16 protein-coding genes are annotated in these 18,665 nt (G+C 70.6%); 6 read left to right on the top strand and 10 right to left on the bottom strand.

Annotated elements, in window-relative coordinates; all coding sequences use genetic code 11:
* Nucleotides 1–53 precede the first annotated feature (53 nt).
* Entirely contained in the window at nucleotides 54–674 is a 621-nt protein-coding gene (locus tag OOK34_RS20235; protein WP_008738823.1) for a heme-copper oxidase subunit III, read from the bottom strand.
* 187 nt (nucleotides 675–861) lie between these two features.
* Between OOK34_RS20235 and OOK34_RS20230 the strand changes: the two genes are divergently transcribed.
* A complete protein-coding gene (locus tag OOK34_RS20230) occupies nucleotides 862–1,263 on the top strand; it encodes a hypothetical protein (RefSeq protein ID WP_267035267.1) in 402 nt (133 codons plus the stop codon).
* An 85-nt stretch (nucleotides 1,264–1,348) separates the two neighbouring features.
* Here OOK34_RS20230 and OOK34_RS20225 read toward each other — a convergent pair whose 3' ends face one another.
* The 4 genes from OOK34_RS20225 to coxB form a co-directional block, all read right to left on the bottom strand.
* Complete coding sequence (locus OOK34_RS20225; protein WP_267035266.1) at nucleotides 1,349–2,596, bottom strand: Ig-like domain-containing protein; 1,248 nt, start codon at nucleotides 2,594–2,596, stop codon at nucleotides 1,349–1,351.
* A gap of 128 nt (nucleotides 2,597–2,724) precedes the next feature.
* A complete protein-coding gene (locus OOK34_RS20220; RefSeq protein WP_267035265.1) occupies nucleotides 2,725–3,123 on the bottom strand; it encodes a cytochrome c oxidase subunit 4 in 399 nt (132 codons plus the stop codon).
* The gene (gene ctaD / locus OOK34_RS20215) at nucleotides 3,120–4,850 is read right to left on the bottom strand and encodes a cytochrome c oxidase subunit I (RefSeq protein WP_267035264.1); all 1,731 of its coding nucleotides are present in this window, start codon (nucleotides 4,848–4,850) and stop codon (nucleotides 3,120–3,122) included. The genes OOK34_RS20220 and ctaD overlap by 4 nt, the downstream gene beginning before the upstream one ends.
* Nucleotides 4,847–5,821, bottom strand: coding sequence for a cytochrome c oxidase subunit II (gene coxB, locus OOK34_RS20210; RefSeq protein ID WP_267035263.1), 975 nt, complete (start codon nucleotides 5,819–5,821; stop codon nucleotides 4,847–4,849). The genes ctaD and coxB overlap by 4 nt, the downstream gene beginning before the upstream one ends.
* Before the next feature lie 283 nt (nucleotides 5,822–6,104).
* Between coxB and OOK34_RS20205 the strand changes: the two genes are divergently transcribed.
* On the top strand, nucleotides 6,105–7,484 hold the full coding sequence (locus OOK34_RS20205; protein ID WP_267035262.1) for a cysteine desulfurase/sulfurtransferase TusA family protein: 1,380 nt from the start codon (nucleotides 6,105–6,107) through the stop codon (nucleotides 7,482–7,484).
* A gap of 422 nt (nucleotides 7,485–7,906) precedes the next feature.
* On the opposite strand, the gene OOK34_RS20200 is transcribed toward OOK34_RS20205, so the two are convergent.
* Complete coding sequence (locus OOK34_RS20200) at nucleotides 7,907–8,884, bottom strand: carbohydrate kinase family protein (protein ID WP_267035261.1); 978 nt, start codon at nucleotides 8,882–8,884, stop codon at nucleotides 7,907–7,909.
* A 132-nt stretch (nucleotides 8,885–9,016) separates the two neighbouring features.
* Here OOK34_RS20200 and OOK34_RS20195 point away from each other — a divergent pair, with 132 nt between their 5' ends.
* A complete protein-coding gene (locus OOK34_RS20195) occupies nucleotides 9,017–9,232 on the top strand; it encodes a hypothetical protein (protein ID WP_267035260.1) in 216 nt (71 codons plus the stop codon).
* A gap of 83 nt (nucleotides 9,233–9,315) precedes the next feature.
* The gene (locus tag OOK34_RS20190) at nucleotides 9,316–10,791 is read left to right on the top strand and encodes a hypothetical protein (RefSeq protein WP_267035259.1); all 1,476 of its coding nucleotides are present in this window, start codon (nucleotides 9,316–9,318) and stop codon (nucleotides 10,789–10,791) included.
* Nucleotides 10,792–10,881: 90 nt separating this feature from the next.
* Here the strand turns inward: OOK34_RS20190 and erpA are convergent, their stop codons facing one another.
* Nucleotides 10,882–11,238, bottom strand: a complete 357-nt coding sequence (gene erpA / locus OOK34_RS20185) for an iron-sulfur cluster insertion protein ErpA (protein WP_030010511.1) — start codon at nucleotides 11,236–11,238, stop codon at nucleotides 10,882–10,884.
* A 327-nt stretch (nucleotides 11,239–11,565) separates the two neighbouring features.
* Here erpA and nadA point away from each other — a divergent pair, with 327 nt between their 5' ends.
* The gene (nadA, locus tag OOK34_RS20180) at nucleotides 11,566–12,753 is read left to right on the top strand and encodes a quinolinate synthase NadA (protein WP_267035258.1); all 1,188 of its coding nucleotides are present in this window, start codon (nucleotides 11,566–11,568) and stop codon (nucleotides 12,751–12,753) included.
* 72 nt (nucleotides 12,754–12,825) lie between these two features.
* Here the strand turns inward: nadA and OOK34_RS20175 are convergent, their stop codons facing one another.
* The 3 genes from OOK34_RS20175 to cobS all read right to left on the bottom strand — a co-directional run bounded on the left by OOK34_RS20175 (nucleotide 12,826) and on the right by cobS (nucleotide 17,752).
* Nucleotides 12,826–15,948: an efflux RND transporter permease subunit gene (locus tag OOK34_RS20175; RefSeq protein WP_267035257.1), complete on the bottom strand. Its 3,123-nt coding sequence runs from the start codon at nucleotides 15,946–15,948 to the stop codon at nucleotides 12,826–12,828.
* A 206-nt stretch (nucleotides 15,949–16,154) separates the two neighbouring features.
* Complete coding sequence (locus OOK34_RS20170; protein ID WP_267035256.1) at nucleotides 16,155–16,868, bottom strand: response regulator transcription factor; 714 nt, start codon at nucleotides 16,866–16,868, stop codon at nucleotides 16,155–16,157.
* 62 nt (nucleotides 16,869–16,930) lie between these two features.
* Complete coding sequence (gene cobS / locus OOK34_RS20165; protein WP_267035255.1) at nucleotides 16,931–17,752, bottom strand: adenosylcobinamide-GDP ribazoletransferase; 822 nt, start codon at nucleotides 17,750–17,752, stop codon at nucleotides 16,931–16,933.
* Nucleotides 17,753–17,822: 70 nt separating this feature from the next.
* Here cobS and OOK34_RS20160 point away from each other — a divergent pair, with 70 nt between their 5' ends.
* Nucleotides 17,823–18,596: a hypothetical protein gene (locus OOK34_RS20160; RefSeq protein ID WP_267035254.1), complete on the top strand. Its 774-nt coding sequence runs from the start codon at nucleotides 17,823–17,825 to the stop codon at nucleotides 18,594–18,596.
* The last annotated feature ends 69 nt before the right edge of the window (nucleotides 18,597–18,665 follow it).

The raw sequence follows: 18,665 nt of genomic DNA, 5'->3' as shown, positions 1-18,665 counted from the left end.
TCTGCGTCGGTGTTTCTGGATGGAGTGCCGAGCGGGGCCCGGCGACGTGTTCGCTACTTGATCAGGTAGATCGTGGCGAAGAGGCCGATCCAGACGACATCGACGAAGTGCCAGTAGTAGGACACGACGATGGCCGACGTGGCCTGTTCGTGGGTGAACCTCTTGGCCGCGTACGTCCGGCCGAGGACCAGCAGGAAGGCGATGAGACCGCCCGTCACGTGCAGACCGTGGAAGCCGGTGGTCAGGTAGAAGACCGAGCCGTACGGGCCGGACGAGAGAGACATGCCCTCGTGCTTGACCAGCTCGGTGTACTCGAACACCTGGCCGCCAATGAAGATCGCACCCATGACGAACGTGATGATGAACCACGTCCGGAGCTTCTTCACGTCACCGCGCTCCGCGGCGAATACGCCGAGCTGGCAGGTGAGGGAGGAGAGCACCAGGATCGTCGTGTTCGTCGCCGAGAAGGGCAGATTCAAGGCCGAAGCCTGTTCTGTCCAGTACTCGGCGCCCGTCACGGATCGCAGGGTGAAGTACATCGCAAAGAGGGCCGCGAAGAACATCAGCTCGGAACTCAACCAGATGATGGTTCCGACGCTGACGAGGTTCGGCCGGTTGACCGTCGGGTGCGCGTGCCCGGTATCTACTGTCGTTGCTGTCGCCACGACCGACATTATGTCGGTCGCTTATCCCGCCCTCACCCCGGGGGGTGCCGTTCGGAGTGTCAGGGGGGTGTGCAAGGCCCGAACGGCCCATCAGATCGCCGATCGCGAGGCTGTCGGAACCGATGTTGACAGCCGGTCGGACGGAGTAGCATCCCGCGCATCATCAGCGTGATTCACGGACACGTGGAGGAACGAAATGCGGGCGACTGCGCGGGTTCTGGTCTACAGCGACGACGCGGGCACCCGGGAGCAGGTGCGGCTGGCGGCCGGCCGCAGGCCGGCTCCGGACCTGCCGCCGGTGGAGTTCCTGGAGTGCGCCACGCTTCCAGCGGTCCTCAAGGAGCTGGACGCGGGCGGCATCGACGTGTGCGTGCTGGACGGCGAGGCGGTTCCGGCCGGGGGCATGGGCGTGTGCCGGCAGATCAAGGACGAGATCTTCCGGTGTCCCCCGGTGCTGCTGCTGATGGGGCGGCCCCAGGACGCCTGGCTGGCCACCTGGAGCCGCGCGGACGCGGCGGTCACCCTTCCGGTGGACCCGGTGGAGTTCCCCGAGGCCCTGGCGGGGCTGCTGCGGTCGCGGCTGTCCCTGGACGCCTGAGGCGCGGGAGACGCCCGGGACATGAGGCGGGCCCGCGGGCGGCCCTGTGGCCGTCCGCGGGCCCGTACGGCCTTCTGCGGGGCTCTCAGACGGTGGGACGCAGGCGCGCCTGGTCGATGGGGCTGCGGCCTTCCTGGGTGCCCTTCAGGAGGGCGCTGCCCTCACGCCATTCCTTCCACTCCATGTTCCAGTCGCCGTAGCCGTTGCCGAAGGTGTCCATGTCGTCGCCGATGCTGTTGATCACCCTGACGATGTCGCCCTCGGTGATGTTCTCGTAGAACCAGGCGGCGTTGCCGGTGCTCATGCCGGTGCAGCCGTGGCTGACGTTCTCGTAGCCCTGGGAGCCGACCGACCACGGCGCGGCGTGCACGTATTCGCCGCTCCATGTCACCCGGGTGGCGTAGTAGACGGGCAAGTTGTAGTACTCGCTGCCGCCGATGCCGACGGTGTCGCCGCGCATCTGGACGAAGTACTGCTTGCCGAGCACCACCTTGACCCCGTTGCGGGTGGAGAAGCCGGGCTTCCCGGTGGTCACCGGGATGGTGTTGATCACTTCTCCGTTGCGCTCGAAGGTGAGGTAGTGCGAGGAGGCGTCGGTGGTGACCTCCACCCGGTCCCCGATCTCCAGCGTCAGCGGCTTGGACGCGGCCCCGTGGAGCTCGTCGGAGACCTTGATGCCCTCCAGGTTGCTCCGTACGGAGACGGTGGAGTGGGCGGGCCAGTAGTCCTTCGGGCGGAAGTGCAGGTGCTTGTCGTCCACCCAGTGCCAGGCGCCCTCGACCCCGGGCGGCGCGTCGACGACGAGGGCCCGTTCGACGAGGGCGCGGGCGGCCTTGTCCTTGACGGGTTCGTTGAGTTCGGCCGTGAGGGGCTGTCCGACCCCGTATTTGCCCTCCTCCGGGCCGAATTCGACGTCCAGGACCTTCTTGGCCGGGGTGGTGCCGAAGACCAGCGTGCGCTGCCCCGGGGCCCCGCGCTGGTCCTCCGTGCTCACGGTGACCGTGTAACGCACGCCTGCGGCCATCGGGACGATGCTGTGCCAGCGGTCGCCCTTGGCGGAGAGTTCGCCCGCCAGGCGGCGCCCGTGGGTGTCCACGGCCATCACGTCGGTGATCCGCGCCTCGGCTCCCTTGGCGGTGACCTCGAGCGGCTTGTCGGGGTCGGCGGGGCGGCCGCCCGAGGCCTGGTTGAAGGCGACTTGATCGCCCGCGTCGTACGGGCGGGCGGACAGCGGGTTGTTGTCGCCGGACCCGCATGCGGTGGCGCCGGCCCCGAGGGACGCGACCAGCAGGGAGCAGCTGAGTACCGTCCAAAGACGCGGTGAGTGGCTCATGAGCCCAACGCTATGAAGATATGACAAATCCAGCGCGCGGGGTGACTGCAAACGAGGGGCCCGGACTCCTCCGAAAAGGTGTCCGGGCCCCTCAGGCACCGCGGCGGGCCGCGGCGTACAGCTTGCTGCTACTGGTTCTGGTTCTCACCGCGGTAGTACTCGTACACCCAGCCCCACAGGCCGATCAGGATGATCGGGGCCGAGAAGTACATGAGCCACCAGCCGAAGATGACGCCCATGAACGCGAACGCGCCACCGATCGCCAGCGAGAGCGGCTGCCAGCTGTGCGGGGCGAAGAACCCCAGCTCGCCCGCCTCGTCGGCGACGTCGGCCTCCAGGTTGTCCTGGGCCATCTCGTCCACGCGCTTGGCCGTGAAGGCCAGGTAGTAGCCGATCATGGCACTCAGGCCGAAGGCCAGTGCGAGAGCGGTGGTGCCGACCGGCTCCTTCGACCACACGCCGTACACGACGGTCATGATCAGGATGAAGACAGCGAGCCAGAGGAAGAGCTTGCCCTGGATCTTCACTTGCCGGCCTCCTTGCCACCGGTGACGGCCTTGGCCGGGGTGTGGTCCTCGAGGTGCTCGAGGGCCGCGATCTCCGGGTGGTGCAGGTCGAACGCCGGCGATTCACTGCGGATGCGCGGCAGGGTGAGGAAGTTGTGCCGCGGCGGCGGGCAGGACGTCGCCCACTCGAGCGAACGGCCGTAGCCCCACGGGTCGTCGACCTCGATCTTCTTGCCGTACTTCGCCGTCTTCCAGACGTTGTACATGAAGGGCAGCATCGACAGGCCGAGCAGGAACGAGCTGATCGTGGAGATCGTGTTCAGCGCGGTGAAGCCGTCGGCGGCGAGGTAGTCCGCGTAACGACGCGGCATGCCCTCGGCGCCCAGCCAGTGCTGCACCAGGAAGGTGCCGTGGAAGCCGATGAACAGCGTCCAGAAGGTGATCTTGCCGAGACGCTCGTCCAGCATCTTGCCCGTGAACTTCGGCCACCAGAAGTGGAAGCCGGAGAACATCGCGAAGACCACGGTGCCGAAGATGACGTAGTGGAAGTGCGCGACGACGAAGTACGAGTCGGAGACGTGGAAGTCCATCGGGGGCGAGGCCAGGATGACGCCGGTCAGACCACCGAAGGTGAAGGTGATCAGGAAGCCGACGGCCCAGAGCATCGGGGTCTCGAAGGACAGTGAGCCCTTCCACATGGTGCCGATCCAGTTGAAGAACTTCACACCGGTCGGTACCGCGATCAGGAAGGTCATGAAGGAGAAGAACGGCAGCAGCACACCGCCGGTGACGTACATGTGGTGCGCCCACACCGTCACCGAGAGGCCGGCGATCGCGATCGTCGCGGCGATCAGACCGATGTAACCGAACATCGGCTTGCGCGAGAAGACCGGAATGACCTCGGAGATGATGCCGAAGAACGGCAGCGCGATGATGTACACCTCTGGGTGTCCGAAGAACCAGAAGAGGTGCTGCCACAGCAGTGCGCCGCCATTGGCCGCGTCGAAGATGTGCGAGCCGAACTTCCGGTCGGCCTCCAGCGCGAAGAGCGCGGCGGCGAGGACCGGGAAGGCGAGCAGGACCAGGACACCGGTCAGCAGCACGTTCCAGGTGAAGATCGGCATGCGGAACATCGTCATGCCAGGGGCGCGCATGCAGATGATCGTGGTGATGAAGTTGACCGAGCCGAGGATCGTGCCGAAGCCCGAGAAGGCCAGACCCATGATCCACATGTCGGCGCCGATGCCCGGCGAGCGGACGGCGTCCGACAGCGGGGAGTAGGCGAACCAGCCGAAGTCGGCGGCACCCGAGGGGGTGACGAAGCCGGCCACCGCGATGGTCGAGCCGAAGAGGTACAGCCAGTACGCGAACATGTTCAGCCGCGGGAACGCCACGTCGGGCGCGCCGATCTGCAGCGGCATGATCCAGTTGGCGAAGCCGGCGAACAGCGGGGTCGCGAACATCAGCAGCATGATCGTGCCATGCATGGTGAACGCCTGGTTGAACTGTTCGTTCGACATGATCTGCGTGCCCGGACGGGCCAGCTCGGCGCGCATGAAGAGCGCCATGATCCCGCCGATGATGAAGAACACGAACGACGTGACCAGGTACATCGTGCCGATGGTCTTGTGGTCGGTGGTGGTGAGCCACTTCACGACCACGTTGCCCGGCTGCTTGCGCCGCACCGGCAGCTCGTTCTCGTACGAGTCAGCTGCGGCGGCACCCTGGGATTCGTTGAGGATGCTCACAGTTTGTTCACTTCCGCATTCCGGGCCGGGTCAGTCTGCTTGATGCCGGCCGGAAGGAAGCCGGTCTGCCCCTTCTCCGCCAGGTCCTTCAGGTGCTTCTTGTACTCCGCCGGGGAGACGACCTTCACGTTGAAGAGCATCCGGGAGTGGTCGACACCGCAGAGCTCGGCACACTTGCCCATGAAGGTGCCTTCCTGGGTCGGCGTGACCTCGAAGACGTTGGTGTGACCGGGGATGACGTCCTGCTTGAACAGGAAGGGCACCACCCAGAAGGAGTGGATGACGTCGTTCGACGACAGGATGAAGCGGACCTTCTCGCCCTTGGGCAGGTAGAGGGTCGGCCCCGGGTTGTTGGTGTCCGGGTTCCGGTCGCCGGGAACGCCCTTCTGGTAGACGCCTTCGGCGCCCGCGGGGAAGGCCTTCGTGAAGCGGTCCGGGAGGGAGGCGAGCTCCTTCGGAACCTCGCCCGCCTTCGGCGTGGCGGCATCGCCGTCGACGTTCTCGACGTAGTTGAAGCCCCAGCTCCACTGGTAGCCGATCACGTTGATCGTGTGCGCCGGCTTGGCGGAGAGGGAGAGCAGCTTCGACTCGTCACGCGCGGTGAAGTAGAAGAGCACCGAAACGATGATGAGCGGGACCACGGTGTACAGCGCCTCGATGGGCATGTTGTACCGGGTCTGCGCGGGGACCTCGATCTTCGTCCGGCTACGCCGGTGGAAGATGACGCTCCACATGATCAGGCCCCACACCAGGATGCCCGTGATGAGAGCGGCCGCCCAGGATCCCTGCCACAGGGAGAGGATGCGAGGCGCCTCCTCCGTGACCGGGGTGGGCATTCCGAGGCGGGGGAAGTCTTTCCAGGTGTACGAGCAACCAGTGGCGGTCGCCAGGACCACGCCCGCAGTCAGCGCCTGCAGCAGCTTCCGCCGCATCGGGCGCCGCGGCGAGCGGTCGGAGCCGTAGGGACTCACGTAGCGCCTTCCCGAGAGTCTCGGCCCGCGCGGCCGGCCGCGGCCGTGTTCGGGTCGGTCGCCGGCCCTGACGCAGGCAGGGGTTTGGATGTTTATGCGGACCAAACCCTACTGGACGCTATTTGGGGTCGCGCGGGGAGGGTGCCCAACGCGCCGCTACTGCCCCCGAAGGGATGGATCCGCCGTCCGGGGGACAGCCCGTACGGCCCTGAATGGCGGGCTCCGGACGACATCTGACGGCCCCTGAACCCGGCCCGCGCGGGGCGGGGGTTAGCGTGGCCGGATGCCCTACTTCGACACCGCGTCCGCCGCTCCCCTGCACCCCGTGGCCCGACAGGCGTTGCAGGCCGCCCTGGACGAGGGCTGGGCGGACCCCGCCCGGCTGTACCGGGAGGGGCGGCGGGCCCGGCTGCTGCTGGACGCGGCGCGCGAGGCGGCGGCCGAGGCGGTGGGATGCCGCGCCGACGAGCTCGTGTTCACTCCTTCGGGGACGCACGCGGTTCACACGGGCATGGCGGGGGTACTCGCGGGGCGCCGGCGCGTCGGCGGCCATCTGGTCGTATCAGCGGTGGAACACAGCTCCGTACTCCATGCGGCGGACGCCCACGCGGCGGCCGGGGGCACGGTGACGGAGGTTCCGGTGGACCGGCTCGGCGCGGTGAGCCCCGCCGGCTACGCGGACGCGCTGGGCCCGGCCACCGCTCTGGCCTGCCTCCAGTCGGCCAACCACGAGGTGGGCACGGTCCAGCCGGTGGCCGAGGTGGCCGAGGTCTGCGGGGCGGCCGGGGTCCCGCTGCTGGTGGACGCGGCCCAGTCGCTGGGCTGGGGCCGGGTGGAGGGCGCGTGGTCCGTCCTCGCGGCGAGCGCCCACAAGTGGGGCGGCCCGCCCGGGGTGGGGCTGCTCGCCGTCCGCAAGGGGGTCCGCTTCTCCCCCCAAGGCCCCGCCGACGAACGGGAGTCGGGCCGCTCCCCCGGCTTCGCCAACCTGCCCGCCGTCGTCGCGGCGGCGGCCTCGCTGCGGGCCGTACGGGCCGAGGCGGACGCGGAGGCGGCGCGGCTGCGGATCCTGGTGGACCGGCTGCGGCGGCGGGTGGTCCGGCTGGTCCCGGACGTGGAGGTGGTCGGGGACGCCGACCGGCGCCTGCCGCACCTGGTCACCTTCTCCTGCCTGTACGTCGACGGCGAGACCCTGCTGCACGAGTTGGACCGTGCGGGTTACTCCGTCTCCTCCGGCTCCTCGTGCACCAGCTCCACGCTGACCCCGAGTCACGTGCTGCGGGCGATGGGGGTGCTGTCGGAGGGGAACGTACGGGTCTCCCTGCCGCGGGGCACCTCCGCGGACGAGGTCAACGGCTTCCTGGAGGTGCTGCCGGGCGCGGTGGCGGGGGTGCGGGAGAAGCTCGGCGTCTCGGAGCCGGCCGCGGTGGCGCCGGTGGCCGACGCCGTGGAGGTCGACGCCCTCGGGCTGCGCTGCCCGCAGCCCGTGATCGAGCTGGCCCGGGCCATCGTGACCGTCCCGGTCGGCGGGACCGTCACCGTCGTCTCCGACGACGAGGTGGCCCGGCTGGACATCCCGGCGTGGTGCGCGATGCGCGGCCACACGTACCTGGGCGAAAGCCCCCGCGGAGAGGGCGTCGCCTACGCGGTCCGCCGCGACGTATGACGTGGATGCGTCGCCCTCTTCACGCGGGCCTCGCACCGCGCGGCGCCGGGGCGCCTCTCGGGCTTCGGCCCGCTGCGTAGGGGCTGGGTCCCCTACCCGCCCTTCCACCGTTCCCCGGGGCTCCGCCCCGGACCCCGACCCGCTGGTGCGGGTCACGACACGGCGCTCCGCGCCCGCGCCTCAAACGCCGGCGGGCCTGGAAGTGCGCTGCGCGCACTCCAGGCCCCGCCGGGCAACATCCAGCCTCGCCGGCGTTTGAGGCGCTGGGGGTCCCCCGGACGGAGTCTGCGGGAGGGTCTGGGGGCGGAGCCCCAGGAAACGGGGTCCGGGGCAGCGCCCCGGGAAACGGTGGAAGGGCGGGTAGGGGACAGCTCCGCGCAGCGGCCCACCACCCGCAGACGGACAACCGCGCGAGCGGCGCGTTAAGAAGGCAGGTGCGCGCGGACTTCGGCGGCGGCGGACTCGCCGTAGGCCTTGGTGAAGCGCTCCATGAAGTGCGCCCGCGCCAGCGTGTACTCCTGGGTGCCCAGGGTCTCGATCACGAGGGTGGCGAGCATGCAGCCGATCTGCGCGGCCCGCTCCAGGCCGACGCCCCAGCCCAGCCCGGTCAGGAAGCCCGCGCGGAACGCGTCGCCGACGCCCGTCGGGTCGACCTTGGCCGTCTCCTCCGGGCAGCCGACCAGGATCGGCTCCTGCCCGACCCGCTCGATGCGCACGCCCTGCGCGCCGAGCGTGGTGACGCGGGTGCCGACCTTGGCGAGGATCTCCCCGTCCGTCCAGCCGGACTTCGACTCGATGAGGCCCTTCTCGTACTCGTTCGAGAAGAGGTACGTCGCACCCTCCATCAGGGTGCGGATGTTCTCGCCGTCCATCCGGGCGATCTGCTGCGAGAAGTCGGCGGCGAAGGGGATCCCCCGCGTACGGCACTCCTCCGTGTGGCGGAGCATCGCCTCGGGGTCGTCGGCGCCGATGAGGACGAGGTCCAGCCCGCCCACGCGGTCGGCGACGGCCTTGAGCTCGATCTGCCGGGCCTCGCTCATCGCGCCCGTGTAGAAGGAGCCGATCTGGTTGTGGTCGGCGTCCGTGGTGCAGACGAAGCGCGCGGTGTGCAGCACCTCGGAGATCCGCACGGACTCGGTGTCGACGCCGTGCCGGTCGAGCCACGCGCGGTACTCGTCGAAGTCCGAGCCGGCCGCGCCGACGAGGATCGGGCGGCTGCCGAGCTGCCCCATGCCGAAGCAGATGTTCGGGCCGACCCCGCCCCGTCGGACGTCGAGGTTGTCGACGAGGAAGGAGAGGGAGACCGTGTGGAGCTGGTCGGCGACGAACTGGTCGGCGAAGCGGCCCGGGAAGGTCATGAGGTGGTCGGTGGCGATGGAGCCGGTGACTGCGATGCGCACGGCGTGGACGCTCCTGCGGAGGACGGCGAGGGGACATTCAAAGCTACCCGGTCCGCGGCCCTCGTCCGACCCGGCGAAACTACCCCGTAGTAGGACTTCCTTCGCCCAGGATGGCGTGCCTACGGTGCCCCCATGACCTATACCGATGGCTTCGGGCACACGGACCACGCCGCGGACCCGCGGCCCGGCTTCGCACGGCTGCTCGGTGACTGCGCCCGCATGGCCCCGCACTGGGCGGTCGAGCAGGAGCCCCGTCCGGTCCGGGTGGCGCCCTCGCAGATCCACGGCGTGCGCGTCCCGCCCGCATCGGCCCGGCTGATCGCCTCCACCGCCGCGTACGGGGACTAGGGGGCACCCCCAGGGAACCGGTTTCGCGGCCGCTGCGTCACACCCGCATCACGTAACGGCGGGACACGCTAAGGAGCGATGCGGTGACCAGCGAACAACCCGACACATCACGCGCCACACGACGGCGGCCCTCCTGGGCCGTCGGCTCGATCGCGGCCGCCGTCCTGCTGGCCGGCGGCGGTACGGCGTACTGGGCGTCGACGGCGTACGGCGACGCCTCGGGCGGCGGCACCCGTACGAGTGACAGCGCGGCCGTCGCGCCGCGCGCGGCGGGCTCCCCCTCCGGCCCCGGCATCGCCCCCGGGGAGCCGGATCCGTCCGGCGGGCCGGTGACCTACCGGGCCGACGTGAAGCTGCCCGAGGGGCCGGCCAGCGCGCCCTCCTTCGCCGCGACCGGGGAGGTCACCTCCGACGAGGTGGCCCGGCTCGCGAAGGCCCTCGGGATCTCCGGCGCGCCCCGGCTGGTCGGCGACAGCTGGCAGGCCGGCGAGGCCGCCGACGGTTCGGGGCCCCGGCTCACGGTGACCCGTAAGGCCCCCGGCACGTGGAGCTTCTCCCGCTTCCAGGCGGGCGGGACGGGCGGACCCGGCGGGTCCGGGGACGACTGCGTGCGCGGCAAGGACACCTGCGGCCCGGCCACCCTCCCCCAGGAGGGCACGGGCGCCGGCGCGGGCACGGCCACCGGCACCGACGCCGCGAAGCCGGTCTCCGAGCAGGACGCCAAGACCGCTGCGGCCCCGGTGCTCGCGGCCGTCGGGCAGGGCGACGCCAAGGTGGACGCCCACCTCACCCAGGGCGCGGTCCGGGTGGTGAGCGCCGACCCGGTGGTGGGCGGGCTCCCCACCCAGGGCTGGTCCACCAGGCTCAGCGTGGGGACGGACGTGACGGTGGTCGCGGGCAGCGGCGAGCTGAAGGCCCCGGTCCGCGTGGGCGAGCAGCCGGTGGTCAAGGCCGCCGAGGCCCTGGAGCGCCTCAACGCCGCGAGCAAGGGCGGCGGCGACGGTACCGGCCCGGGCCCCAGCGGCTGCGCGACCTCGGTGCCCCTGACCCCGGACACCCCGACGGGTGCGACGGACACGCTGCCCTGCAACCCGGAGCCGCGCCCGATCAAGCCGCCGCGGACCGAGAGCGTACGGGGGGCCGTACTGGGGCTGGTCCCGGGGACGGTCGACGGCGGGCGGGGTCTCGTACCGGCCTGGCTGTTCGAGGTCGCGGGGTCGCAGGGCAAGCCGGGCCGCACGGTGACGTCGCCCGCCGCGGCCGGTGACGCAGGCACTCCGGTGCCGCCGCAGGCGCACACGGTGCCCGGGTTCTCGTACGCGCAGGCGGACCGGACGCTGACCGTGAACTTCTGGGGCGGGGTGTGCAGCACCTACGCCCTGGAGGCGCGGGAGGAGGCCGCTTCGGTCCTGGTGAAGATCACGGAGACCCCGAACAAGCCGGGCCAGGCCTGCATCATGCTCGCGCAGGAGATGGCCCTGACGGCGACGCTCCAGCAGCCGCTCGGCGACCGGAAGGTGGTCGACGCGACGTCGGGCAAGCCGCTCCCCCGCCAGTAGGAGGGCGGCAGGACGCACAAGGGCCCGGGTGCCGGTCGTTTCCGACCGGCACCCGGGCCCTCGTCGTACAGGCTTAGCTGTCGTACAGGCTTAGCTGAACGAGTCGCCGCAGGCGCAGGAGCCGGTGGCGTTCGGGTTGTCGATGGTGAAGCCCTGCTTCTCGATGGTGTCGACGAAGTCGATCGAGGCGCCGTGCAGGTACGGGGAGCTCATCCGGTCGGTCACGACCTTGACGCCGTCGAAGTCCTTGACGACGTCGCCGTCGAGGGAACGCTCGTCGAAGAAGAGCTGGTACCGCAGGCCGGAGCAGCCGCCGGGCTGGACGGCGACGCGCAGTGCGAGGTCATCGCGGCCTTCCTGCTCCAGCAGGGTCCTGACCTTCTCGGCGGCGGCGTCGGACAGGAGGATGCCGTCGCTCACAGTGGTCTTGTCGTCCTGTACGGACATCTGCATTCACTCCCGAAGTGGGCGGCTCCCCGCCAGAGGCTGGGGAAACGTCGGACTCTTGCCGTCGATGGCAACCAGCGGGACCGCGGTTTCATTCCGGTCCGGCGCCTTGTTTTCTCAATTCATGCTCGCACACCCGGGCGGGGCGGTGGACCCCGCGACGAGGACCGGTGGAGTGGCGTGTGCCGCACGGGGGCGAATGCGTCACATCGACACTATGGCCATCGTCAAAGTGACGTGAAGCGGTTATGATAGATAACGTCAAATAGACGAGAAGTCGAATCAGCCCCCCGCAGTCCCAGAAATCCTTGTCGCAGAACAGAAAGGGTGCGTGTCGTGACCACCGCCCAGCCTTTGGACGTCCAGCCGACGCCCCTTGCCCTGCTGCTGCTCGGCCGTGAGGCCGATCCCAAGAGCGAGCGCGGGGTGGAGTGCCCCGGCGACCTTCCCTCGCCGTCCGACCCGGACCTGGTGGAGCGCGCCCGCGCCGCCAAGGAGAAGCTCGGCGACAAGGTCTTCATCCTCGGTCACCACTACCAGCGTGACGAGGTCATCGAGTTCGCCGACGTCACCGGCGACTCCTTCAAGCTGGCCAAGGACGCGGCCGCCAAGCCGGAGGCCGAGTACATCGTCTTCTGCGGCGTGCACTTCATGGCCGAGTCCGCGGACATCCTGACCTCGGACGACCAGAAGGTCGTGCTGCCCGACCTCGCGGCCGGCTGCTCGATGGCCGACATGGCCACCGCCGAGCAGGTCGCGGAGTGCTGGGACGTGCTGACCGAGGCCGGGATCGCCGGCTCGACGGTCCCCGTCTCGTACATGAACTCCTCCGCCGACATCAAGGCCTTCACCGGCAAGCACGGCGGCACGATCTGCACCTCGTCCAACGCGAAGAAGGCCCTGGAGTGGGCCTTCGAGCAGGGGGAGAAGGTGCTCTTCCTCCCGGACCAGCACCTGGGCCGCAACACCGCCGTCCGCGACATGGGCATGTCCCTGGACGACTGCGTCCTGTACAACCCGCACAAGCCGAACGGCGGGCTGACGGTCGAGCAGCTCCAGGGCGCCAAGATGATCCTGTGGCGCGGTCACTGCTCGGTCCACGGCCGCTTCTCGGTCGACTCGGTCAACGACGTCCGCGCCCGCATCCCCGGTGTGAACGTCCTGGTCCACCCCGAGTGCAAGCACGAGGTCGTGGCGGCCGCGGACTACGTCGGCTCGACGGAGTACATCATCAAGGCGCTGGAGGCGGCCCCGGCCGGCTCCAAGTGGGCCATCGGCACCGAGCTGAACCTGGTCCGCCGTCTGGCGAATCGATTCGCCGCGGAGGACAAGGAGGTCGTCTTCCTCGACAAGACGGTCTGCTTCTGCTCGACGATGAACCGCATCGACCTCCCCCACCTGGTGTGGACCCTGGAGTCCCTGGCCGAGGGCAACCTCGTCAACCAGATCCAGGTCGACAAGGAGACGGAGAGCTTCGCGAAGCTCGCGCTGGAGCGGATGCTGGCGCTGCCGTAGCGGCTGCCGTCAGCGTCGTACGCACGAAGGGGCGCCCCCCGGCCGGGGGGCGCCCCTTCGGCGTTCACCGGATCAGACCGTGACCGGGTCGTCCTCGTCCCGCGACGACGGGGCCGGGGGCGGGACCACCGTGAGGCGGGCCGTCCGCTTCGCCCGGCGGCGCTCCTTGCGGAGCTCGATCATCGCGTAGAGGGTCGGCACCAGCAGCAGGGTCAGCAGGGTCGAGCTGACCAGGCCGCCGATCACCACCACCGCGAGCGGCTGCGAGATGAAGCCGCCCTCGCCGGTGACGCCCAGCGCCATCGGGAGCAGGGCGAAGATCGTCGCCAGGGCCGTCATCAGGATCGGGCGGAGCCGGTGGCGGCCGCCCTCGACGACCGCCTCGACGACGCCCAGGCCCTGCGCCCGGTACTGGTTGACCAGGTCGATCAGGACGATCGCGTTGGTCACCACGATGCCGATGAGCATCAGCATGCCGATCATCGCCGGGACGCCCATCGGGGTGCCCGTGACGATGAGCAGGCCCAGCGCGCCGGTGGCGGCGAAGGGGATGGAGACCAGCAGGATCAGCGGCTGGACCAGCGAGCGGAAGGTCGCCACCAGCAGCATGAACACGATCGCGATGGCCGCCAGCATGGCCAGGCCCAGGGAGCCGAAGGCCTCGTCCTGGTCGGAGGAGACCCCGCCGATGGAGGCGGTGGCCCCCTCGGGCAGGTCCAGGGCCTTGAGCTTGGTCTGGAGCGCGGAGCTGACCGCGCCCGTGTTGTCGCCGACGGGCTTGGCGGTGATGGTGGCGGCGCGGGCGCCGTCGATCCGGGTCATGGCGACCGGGCCGGGGACCACCTTCACCTCGGCGATGTCCCCGAGCCTGGCCGGGCCGACCGGCAGGGCCTGGAGCTCGGCCACGGTGGTGGCGGGCCGGTCGGAGCGGACGACGATGTCCCGCTCGGTGTTGTCCAGTACGGCCTTGCCCACCGGGTTGCCCCGGACGGCCTGTGCGACGAGCGCGCCCAGGGCGGCCTGGTTCAGGCCCGCCTCGGCGGTCTTCGGGGTGGCGGTGACCGAGATCCGGGGCACCGACTGGGCCAGGTCGCTCTGGACGTCGGTGACGTCCTTCAGGGTGGCCACCTCGGCGCGCACCTGCTCGGCGGCCTTGGCGAGCACGCCGCCGTCACCGGCCTTGACGACCACGCTCAGGTTCTGGCCGCCGAAGCCGCCTCCCGCCGAGATGGAGGTGTCGCCGATGCCGTCGAGCCCGGCGAGGGCGTCCTGGATCCGCTTCTTGACGGCGTCGGACTCGCCGGCGTCCTTCAGCGTGACCTGGAAGGAGGCCTGGTTGGAGCCGGTACCGCCGCCGAAGGCCGCGAGGAAGCCGGAGGAGCCGACGGTGACCTGGTGGTCCTTGACGCCCTCGACGGAGGCCAGGGCCTTCTCCACCTTGCGGCTCGCCTCGTCGGAGGCGGCCAGCGAGGTGCCGGCGGGCAGTTCCTGCTTCACCGTCAGGACGTCCTGGTCGCCCTGGTCGAAGAAGTTCGTCTTCAGCAGCGGGGTCATCCCGAAGGTGGCGACGAGGACCACGACCGCGATCGCCACGCTGGTCAGGCGGCGCCGGGTGGCGAAGCCCAGGACCCGTACGTAGAGGCGCTGGAGGCGGCTGTTCGCCTCCTTCTCCTCGGCCTCGCGGCGGGCCTTGTCCGGGTCGGGGGAAGTGCCCTTGGGGGCCCGCAGGAACCAGTACGACAGCACCGGGACGACCGTGAGCGACACCAGCAGCGAGGCCAGCAGGGCGGCGGTCACGGTGAGCGAGAAGGAGCCGAAGAGCTCGCCGATCATGCCGCCGACGAGGCCGATCGGCAGGAAGACGGCGACGGTGGTGAGCGTGGACGAGGTGACCGCGCCGGCCACCTCCTTGACCGCGGTGGTGATCGCGGCCTCGCGCTCCTCGCCGTAGCCGAGGTGGCGCTTGATGTTCTCCAGGACCACGATCGAGTCGTCGACGACCCGGCCGATGGCGATGGTGAGGGCGCCCAGCGTCAGCATGTTGAGGGACAGGTCGCGGGTCCACAGCACGATCAGGGCGAGGACCACGGACAGCGGGATGGAGACCGCGGTGACCAGCGTCGAGCGGATCGAGGCCAGGAAGACCAGGATCACGATGACGGCGAAGGCCAGGCCGAGCAGGCCTTCGGTGGTCAGGCCCGAGATGGAGCGGGCGACGGCCGGGCCCTGGTCGCTGACCACGGTCAGCTCGGCGCCGGAGCCGAGCGTGGAGCGCAGCTCGGGGAGCTTGTCCTTGACGGCGTCGGAGATGGCGACGGCGCTGCCGTCCTTGTCCATGGTGAGGACGAGGGCGAGGCTGGGCTTGCCGTTGGTGCGGGTGATGGAGTCGGCGCGGGCCGGCTCCTGCTTGACGGTGGCCACGTCGCCGAGGCGGACGGCGGGCTTGCCCGGGCCGGCGGTCAGCCGGAGGTCCTCCAGCTGGGCGAGGGAGGTGTAGCCGGAACCGACGCGGACGGTGCGGTTCTTGCCCTCCTCGTCGAAGGAGCCGGCGGGGACGGTGGTACCGCCCGCCTTGAGGCCTTCGGCGAGCGCGGCGCCGTCGAGGCCGGCCGCGGCGAGCTTCGCGCGGTCGGGTGTGATGGTGACCTGGAGGTCCCGTACGCCGTCCACGCTGACCTGGCCGACGCCCTCGATGTCCTCCAGGACGGGGACGACGGAACGGTTCAGCTGTTCGGCGAGCGCCTGCTGGTCCTTGTCCGAGGTGACGGCGAGGACGACGGTGGGGATGTCGTCGGTGGAGCCGGCCACGACCTGCGGGTCCACCTCGGCGGGCAGCCGGACGCGGGCCCGGTTGACGGCCTGCTGGACGTCGGCGACGAGCTGCTTGGTGCCGCTGTCGCCGTAGTCGAAGGTGGCCCGGATGAGGGCGTTGCCCTCGCTGGCGGTCGAGGTGATGCCGGTGATGCCGTCGACGCCCTTGAGGGTGTTCTCGATCGGCTCGACGACCTGCTTCTCGACCACGTCGGGCGAGGCGCCCTGGTACGGCGCGAGCACGGAGACCATCGGCAATTCGATGGAGGGCAGCAGCTGCTGCTTGAGCTGCGGGATGGCTATGGCGCCGAAGAGGAGCGCGACGATCGACACGAGGCCGACCAGCGCTCTCTGGGCAAGGCTGAAGCGGGACAGCCAGGACATGGGTGTGGGATCTCTCTGCTGGTCGTTCGCGAGGTCCCATCAGCCTTTCGTACGCCCGGGCCCCGCTGCGTCGCTCCCAGGTGCCGTCCTTATCTGCGGCATACCGCGTCCGCAGTAGTCCGTGCTACTGCGGATCCGGCCGTGTTTCGCTGCCGGGGTGCACCGCCGGGGTGCACTGCCGGGTCCGCCGCCGGGTCCGCCGCAGGTCAGTCGGCGCGCGGCCGGACCAGTCCCGATTCGTACGCGATGACCACCAGTTGCGCCCGGTCGCGGGCCCCGAGCTTGGCCATGGCCCGGTTGACGTGGGTCTTCACGGTGAGCGGGCTGACCTCCAGCCGGGTGGCGATGCCGTCGTTGGAGAGGCCGCCGGCCACCTGTACGAGGACCTCGCGCTCTCGGCCGGTCAGGGTGGCGAGCCGTTCGGCGTGGGCCGAGCCGGTGGCGGGGGCGTCGGCGTGGCCGCCCTGGGCGAGGAAGCTGGCGATGAGCCCTTTGGTGGCGGCCGGGGAGAGCAGCGCCTCGCCGGCGGCGGCGACGCGGATGGCGTTGAGGAGTTCCTCGGGCTCGGCGCCCTTGCCGAGGAAGCCGGAGGCTCCGGCGCGCAGGGCCGAGGCCACGTACTCGTCCACCTCGAAGGTGGTCAGCATGACCACGCGGACGTCCGACAGCTCCGGGTCGGCGCTGATCATGCGGGTGGCGGCGAGCCCGTCGGTGCCGGGCATCCGGATGTCCATGAGGACGACGTCGGCCCGCCGTTCGCGGGCGAGGGCGTAGGCCTGGGCGCCGTCGGAGGCCTCGCCGACGACCTCCATGTCGGCCTCGGAGTCGACGAGCACCTTGAACGCGCTGCGCAGCAGCGCCTGGTCGTCGGCGAGCAGGACTCGGATGCAGGCGGGGCCGGCGTCGGCGGGCTCAGTCATACGGCCCAGAGTAGGCGGACCGTACGCGCGTCCGAGCCCCCGCTCCGGCCGGAGACCGGAGCTCAGCCGAGGGCGAGGACCAGCAGGACGGTGGTCGCGCAGACCTCGCACAGGGCGCCGAAGACATCGCCGGTGACCCCGCCGAAGCGGCGGACGCAGCGGCGCAGCAGGAGTTCGGCGGTGAGCAGGGCCGCGAGGACCGCCACCGCGTGCTGGGCGGCGGCGAGCGGGCCCGCCGGGAGCGCGGCCAGGGCCGCGGCCGCCACGACGAGGGCGCTCACCAGGGCCGCCGCCCGGAGCGGGACCACGCCGGCGACGGCCGCGCCGAGCCCCTCGGGCCGGGCGGCGGGCACTCCCTGCCGGGAGGCCAGGGTCATGGCGAGGCGGGCGGCGACGGCGGCCAGTACGGCGGCGAGCGCCCCCCGGATCCAGCTGTCGGCGTACGCGTTCGACAGGGCGGCCACCTGCACCAGGAAGACGACGAGCAGGGCGATGACCCCGAAGGGGCCGATGTCGGACTGCTTCATGATCCGCAGGGCGTCCTCGGCGGGCTTGGCGCTGCCCAGTCCGTCGGCCGTATCGGCCAGGCCGTCGAGGTGGAGCCCGCGGGTCAGCGCCGCGGGGACGGCTACGGTGACGGCCGCGGCGAGCAGCGGGCCGCCGCCGAGGAGCAGCAGGAGCGTGCCGGGTACGGCCGCGAGCAGTCCGACGACCAGGCCGGCGAGCGGGGCGCAGGCCATGCCGGTGCGGGCGGCGGGCCGGTCCCAGCGGGTGATGCGCGCGGGCAGCACGGTCAGCGTGCCGAAGGCGAAGCGGATCCCGTCGGAGAGGGAAGCGCGTTCGGGGGGCGGCAGCGGCAGTGGATCATCGGTCGAATCTGTCATCGGCGCGAACGCTACCCGCTTACGGTGGGCGGTAAATTGCTCATTACATGCCATATCGGGAGCTGGTGTCGTGGGTCACTGGTGGGAACGCAACATCATCGAGCCGGGCAAGCTCCCCCTGCTGCTGGCCCTGCTCTCCTTCGTGCTGTCGTTCCTGGTCACACGCGTGATCACGCGGCTGATCCGGGCCGGGAAGGGCCCCTTCAAGAACATCACCCCGGGCGGTCTGCACGTCCACCACGTGGTGCCGGGGGTGATCCTCGTGATCATCGGCGGGTTCGGCGCGGTCGGCAGCGGGACGCACACCTTCGGCGCGGGCCTGTCGGCGGTGCTCTTCGGGCTGGGCGCGGGCCTGGTGCTGGACGAGTTCGCGCTGCTCCTGCACCTGGACGACGTCTACTGGAGCGAGCAGGGCCGCAAGAGCGTGGAGATCGTGGTGCTGACGGCCGCGGTGGTGGCGCTGGTGCTGGGCGGCTTCCTGCCCTTCGGGGTCAACGAGCTGTCCCCGAAGGAGCGGCACAGCCGCGGCCTCGTCGTCATGAACACCGCCACGAACTTCTTCCTGGCCCTGATCGCCCTGTGGAAGGGGAAGCCGCGCACCGCGATCTTCGGGACGGTGATCCCCTTCGTGGCGCTGATCGGGGCGGTGCGCCTGGCCCGGCCCGGTTCCCCGTACGCCAAGCGCTTCTACGCCGCACGCCCGCGCGCGCGGGCCAGGGCGGGGCTGCGGGCCTTCCACCACGACCGGCGCTGGGCGCGGCCCAGGCGCAAGTTCGAGAACTTCATCAGCGGGCTCTCCGACCCGGACAAAGGCGCCGCAGACCAGGCGGAGCGGCGCGAGTGACGCGAGTGACGCGAAGGGCCCGCCCCCGTGCGGTACGGGGGCGGGCCCTTCGTCGTCGGTGTGCCCGGG

Source organism: Streptomyces sp. NBC_00091 (assembly GCF_026343185.1).
Classification (GTDB): domain Bacteria; phylum Actinomycetota; class Actinomycetes; order Streptomycetales; family Streptomycetaceae; genus Streptomyces.
This window is presented reverse-complemented; position numbering and strand designations above follow the sequence as displayed.

What these genes read in the sequence shown, in the direction of transcription:
- OOK34_RS20235 (WP_008738823.1), bottom strand. Translation starts at nt 674, where the DNA reads ATGTCGGTCGTGGCGACAGCAACGACAGTAGATACCGGGCACGCGCAC.
- OOK34_RS20230 (WP_267035267.1), top strand. Translation starts at nt 862, where the DNA reads ATGCGGGCGACTGCGCGGGTTCTGGTCTACAGCGACGACGCGGGCACC.
- OOK34_RS20225 (WP_267035266.1), bottom strand. Translation starts at nt 2,596, where the DNA reads ATGAGCCACTCACCGCGTCTTTGGACGGTACTCAGCTGCTCCCTGCTG.
- OOK34_RS20205 (WP_267035262.1), top strand. Translation starts at nt 6,105, where the DNA reads ATGCCCTACTTCGACACCGCGTCCGCCGCTCCCCTGCACCCCGTGGCC.
- OOK34_RS20195 (WP_267035260.1), top strand. Translation starts at nt 9,017, where the DNA reads ATGACCTATACCGATGGCTTCGGGCACACGGACCACGCCGCGGACCCG.
- erpA (WP_030010511.1), bottom strand. Translation starts at nt 11,238, where the DNA reads ATGTCCGTACAGGACGACAAGACCACTGTGAGCGACGGCATCCTCCTG.
- OOK34_RS20175 (WP_267035257.1), bottom strand. Translation starts at nt 15,948, where the DNA reads ATGTCCTGGCTGTCCCGCTTCAGCCTTGCCCAGAGAGCGCTGGTCGGC.
- OOK34_RS20170 (WP_267035256.1), bottom strand. Translation starts at nt 16,868, where the DNA reads ATGACTGAGCCCGCCGACGCCGGCCCCGCCTGCATCCGAGTCCTGCTC.
- cobS (WP_267035255.1), bottom strand. Translation starts at nt 17,752, where the DNA reads ATGACAGATTCGACCGATGATCCACTGCCGCTGCCGCCCCCCGAACGC.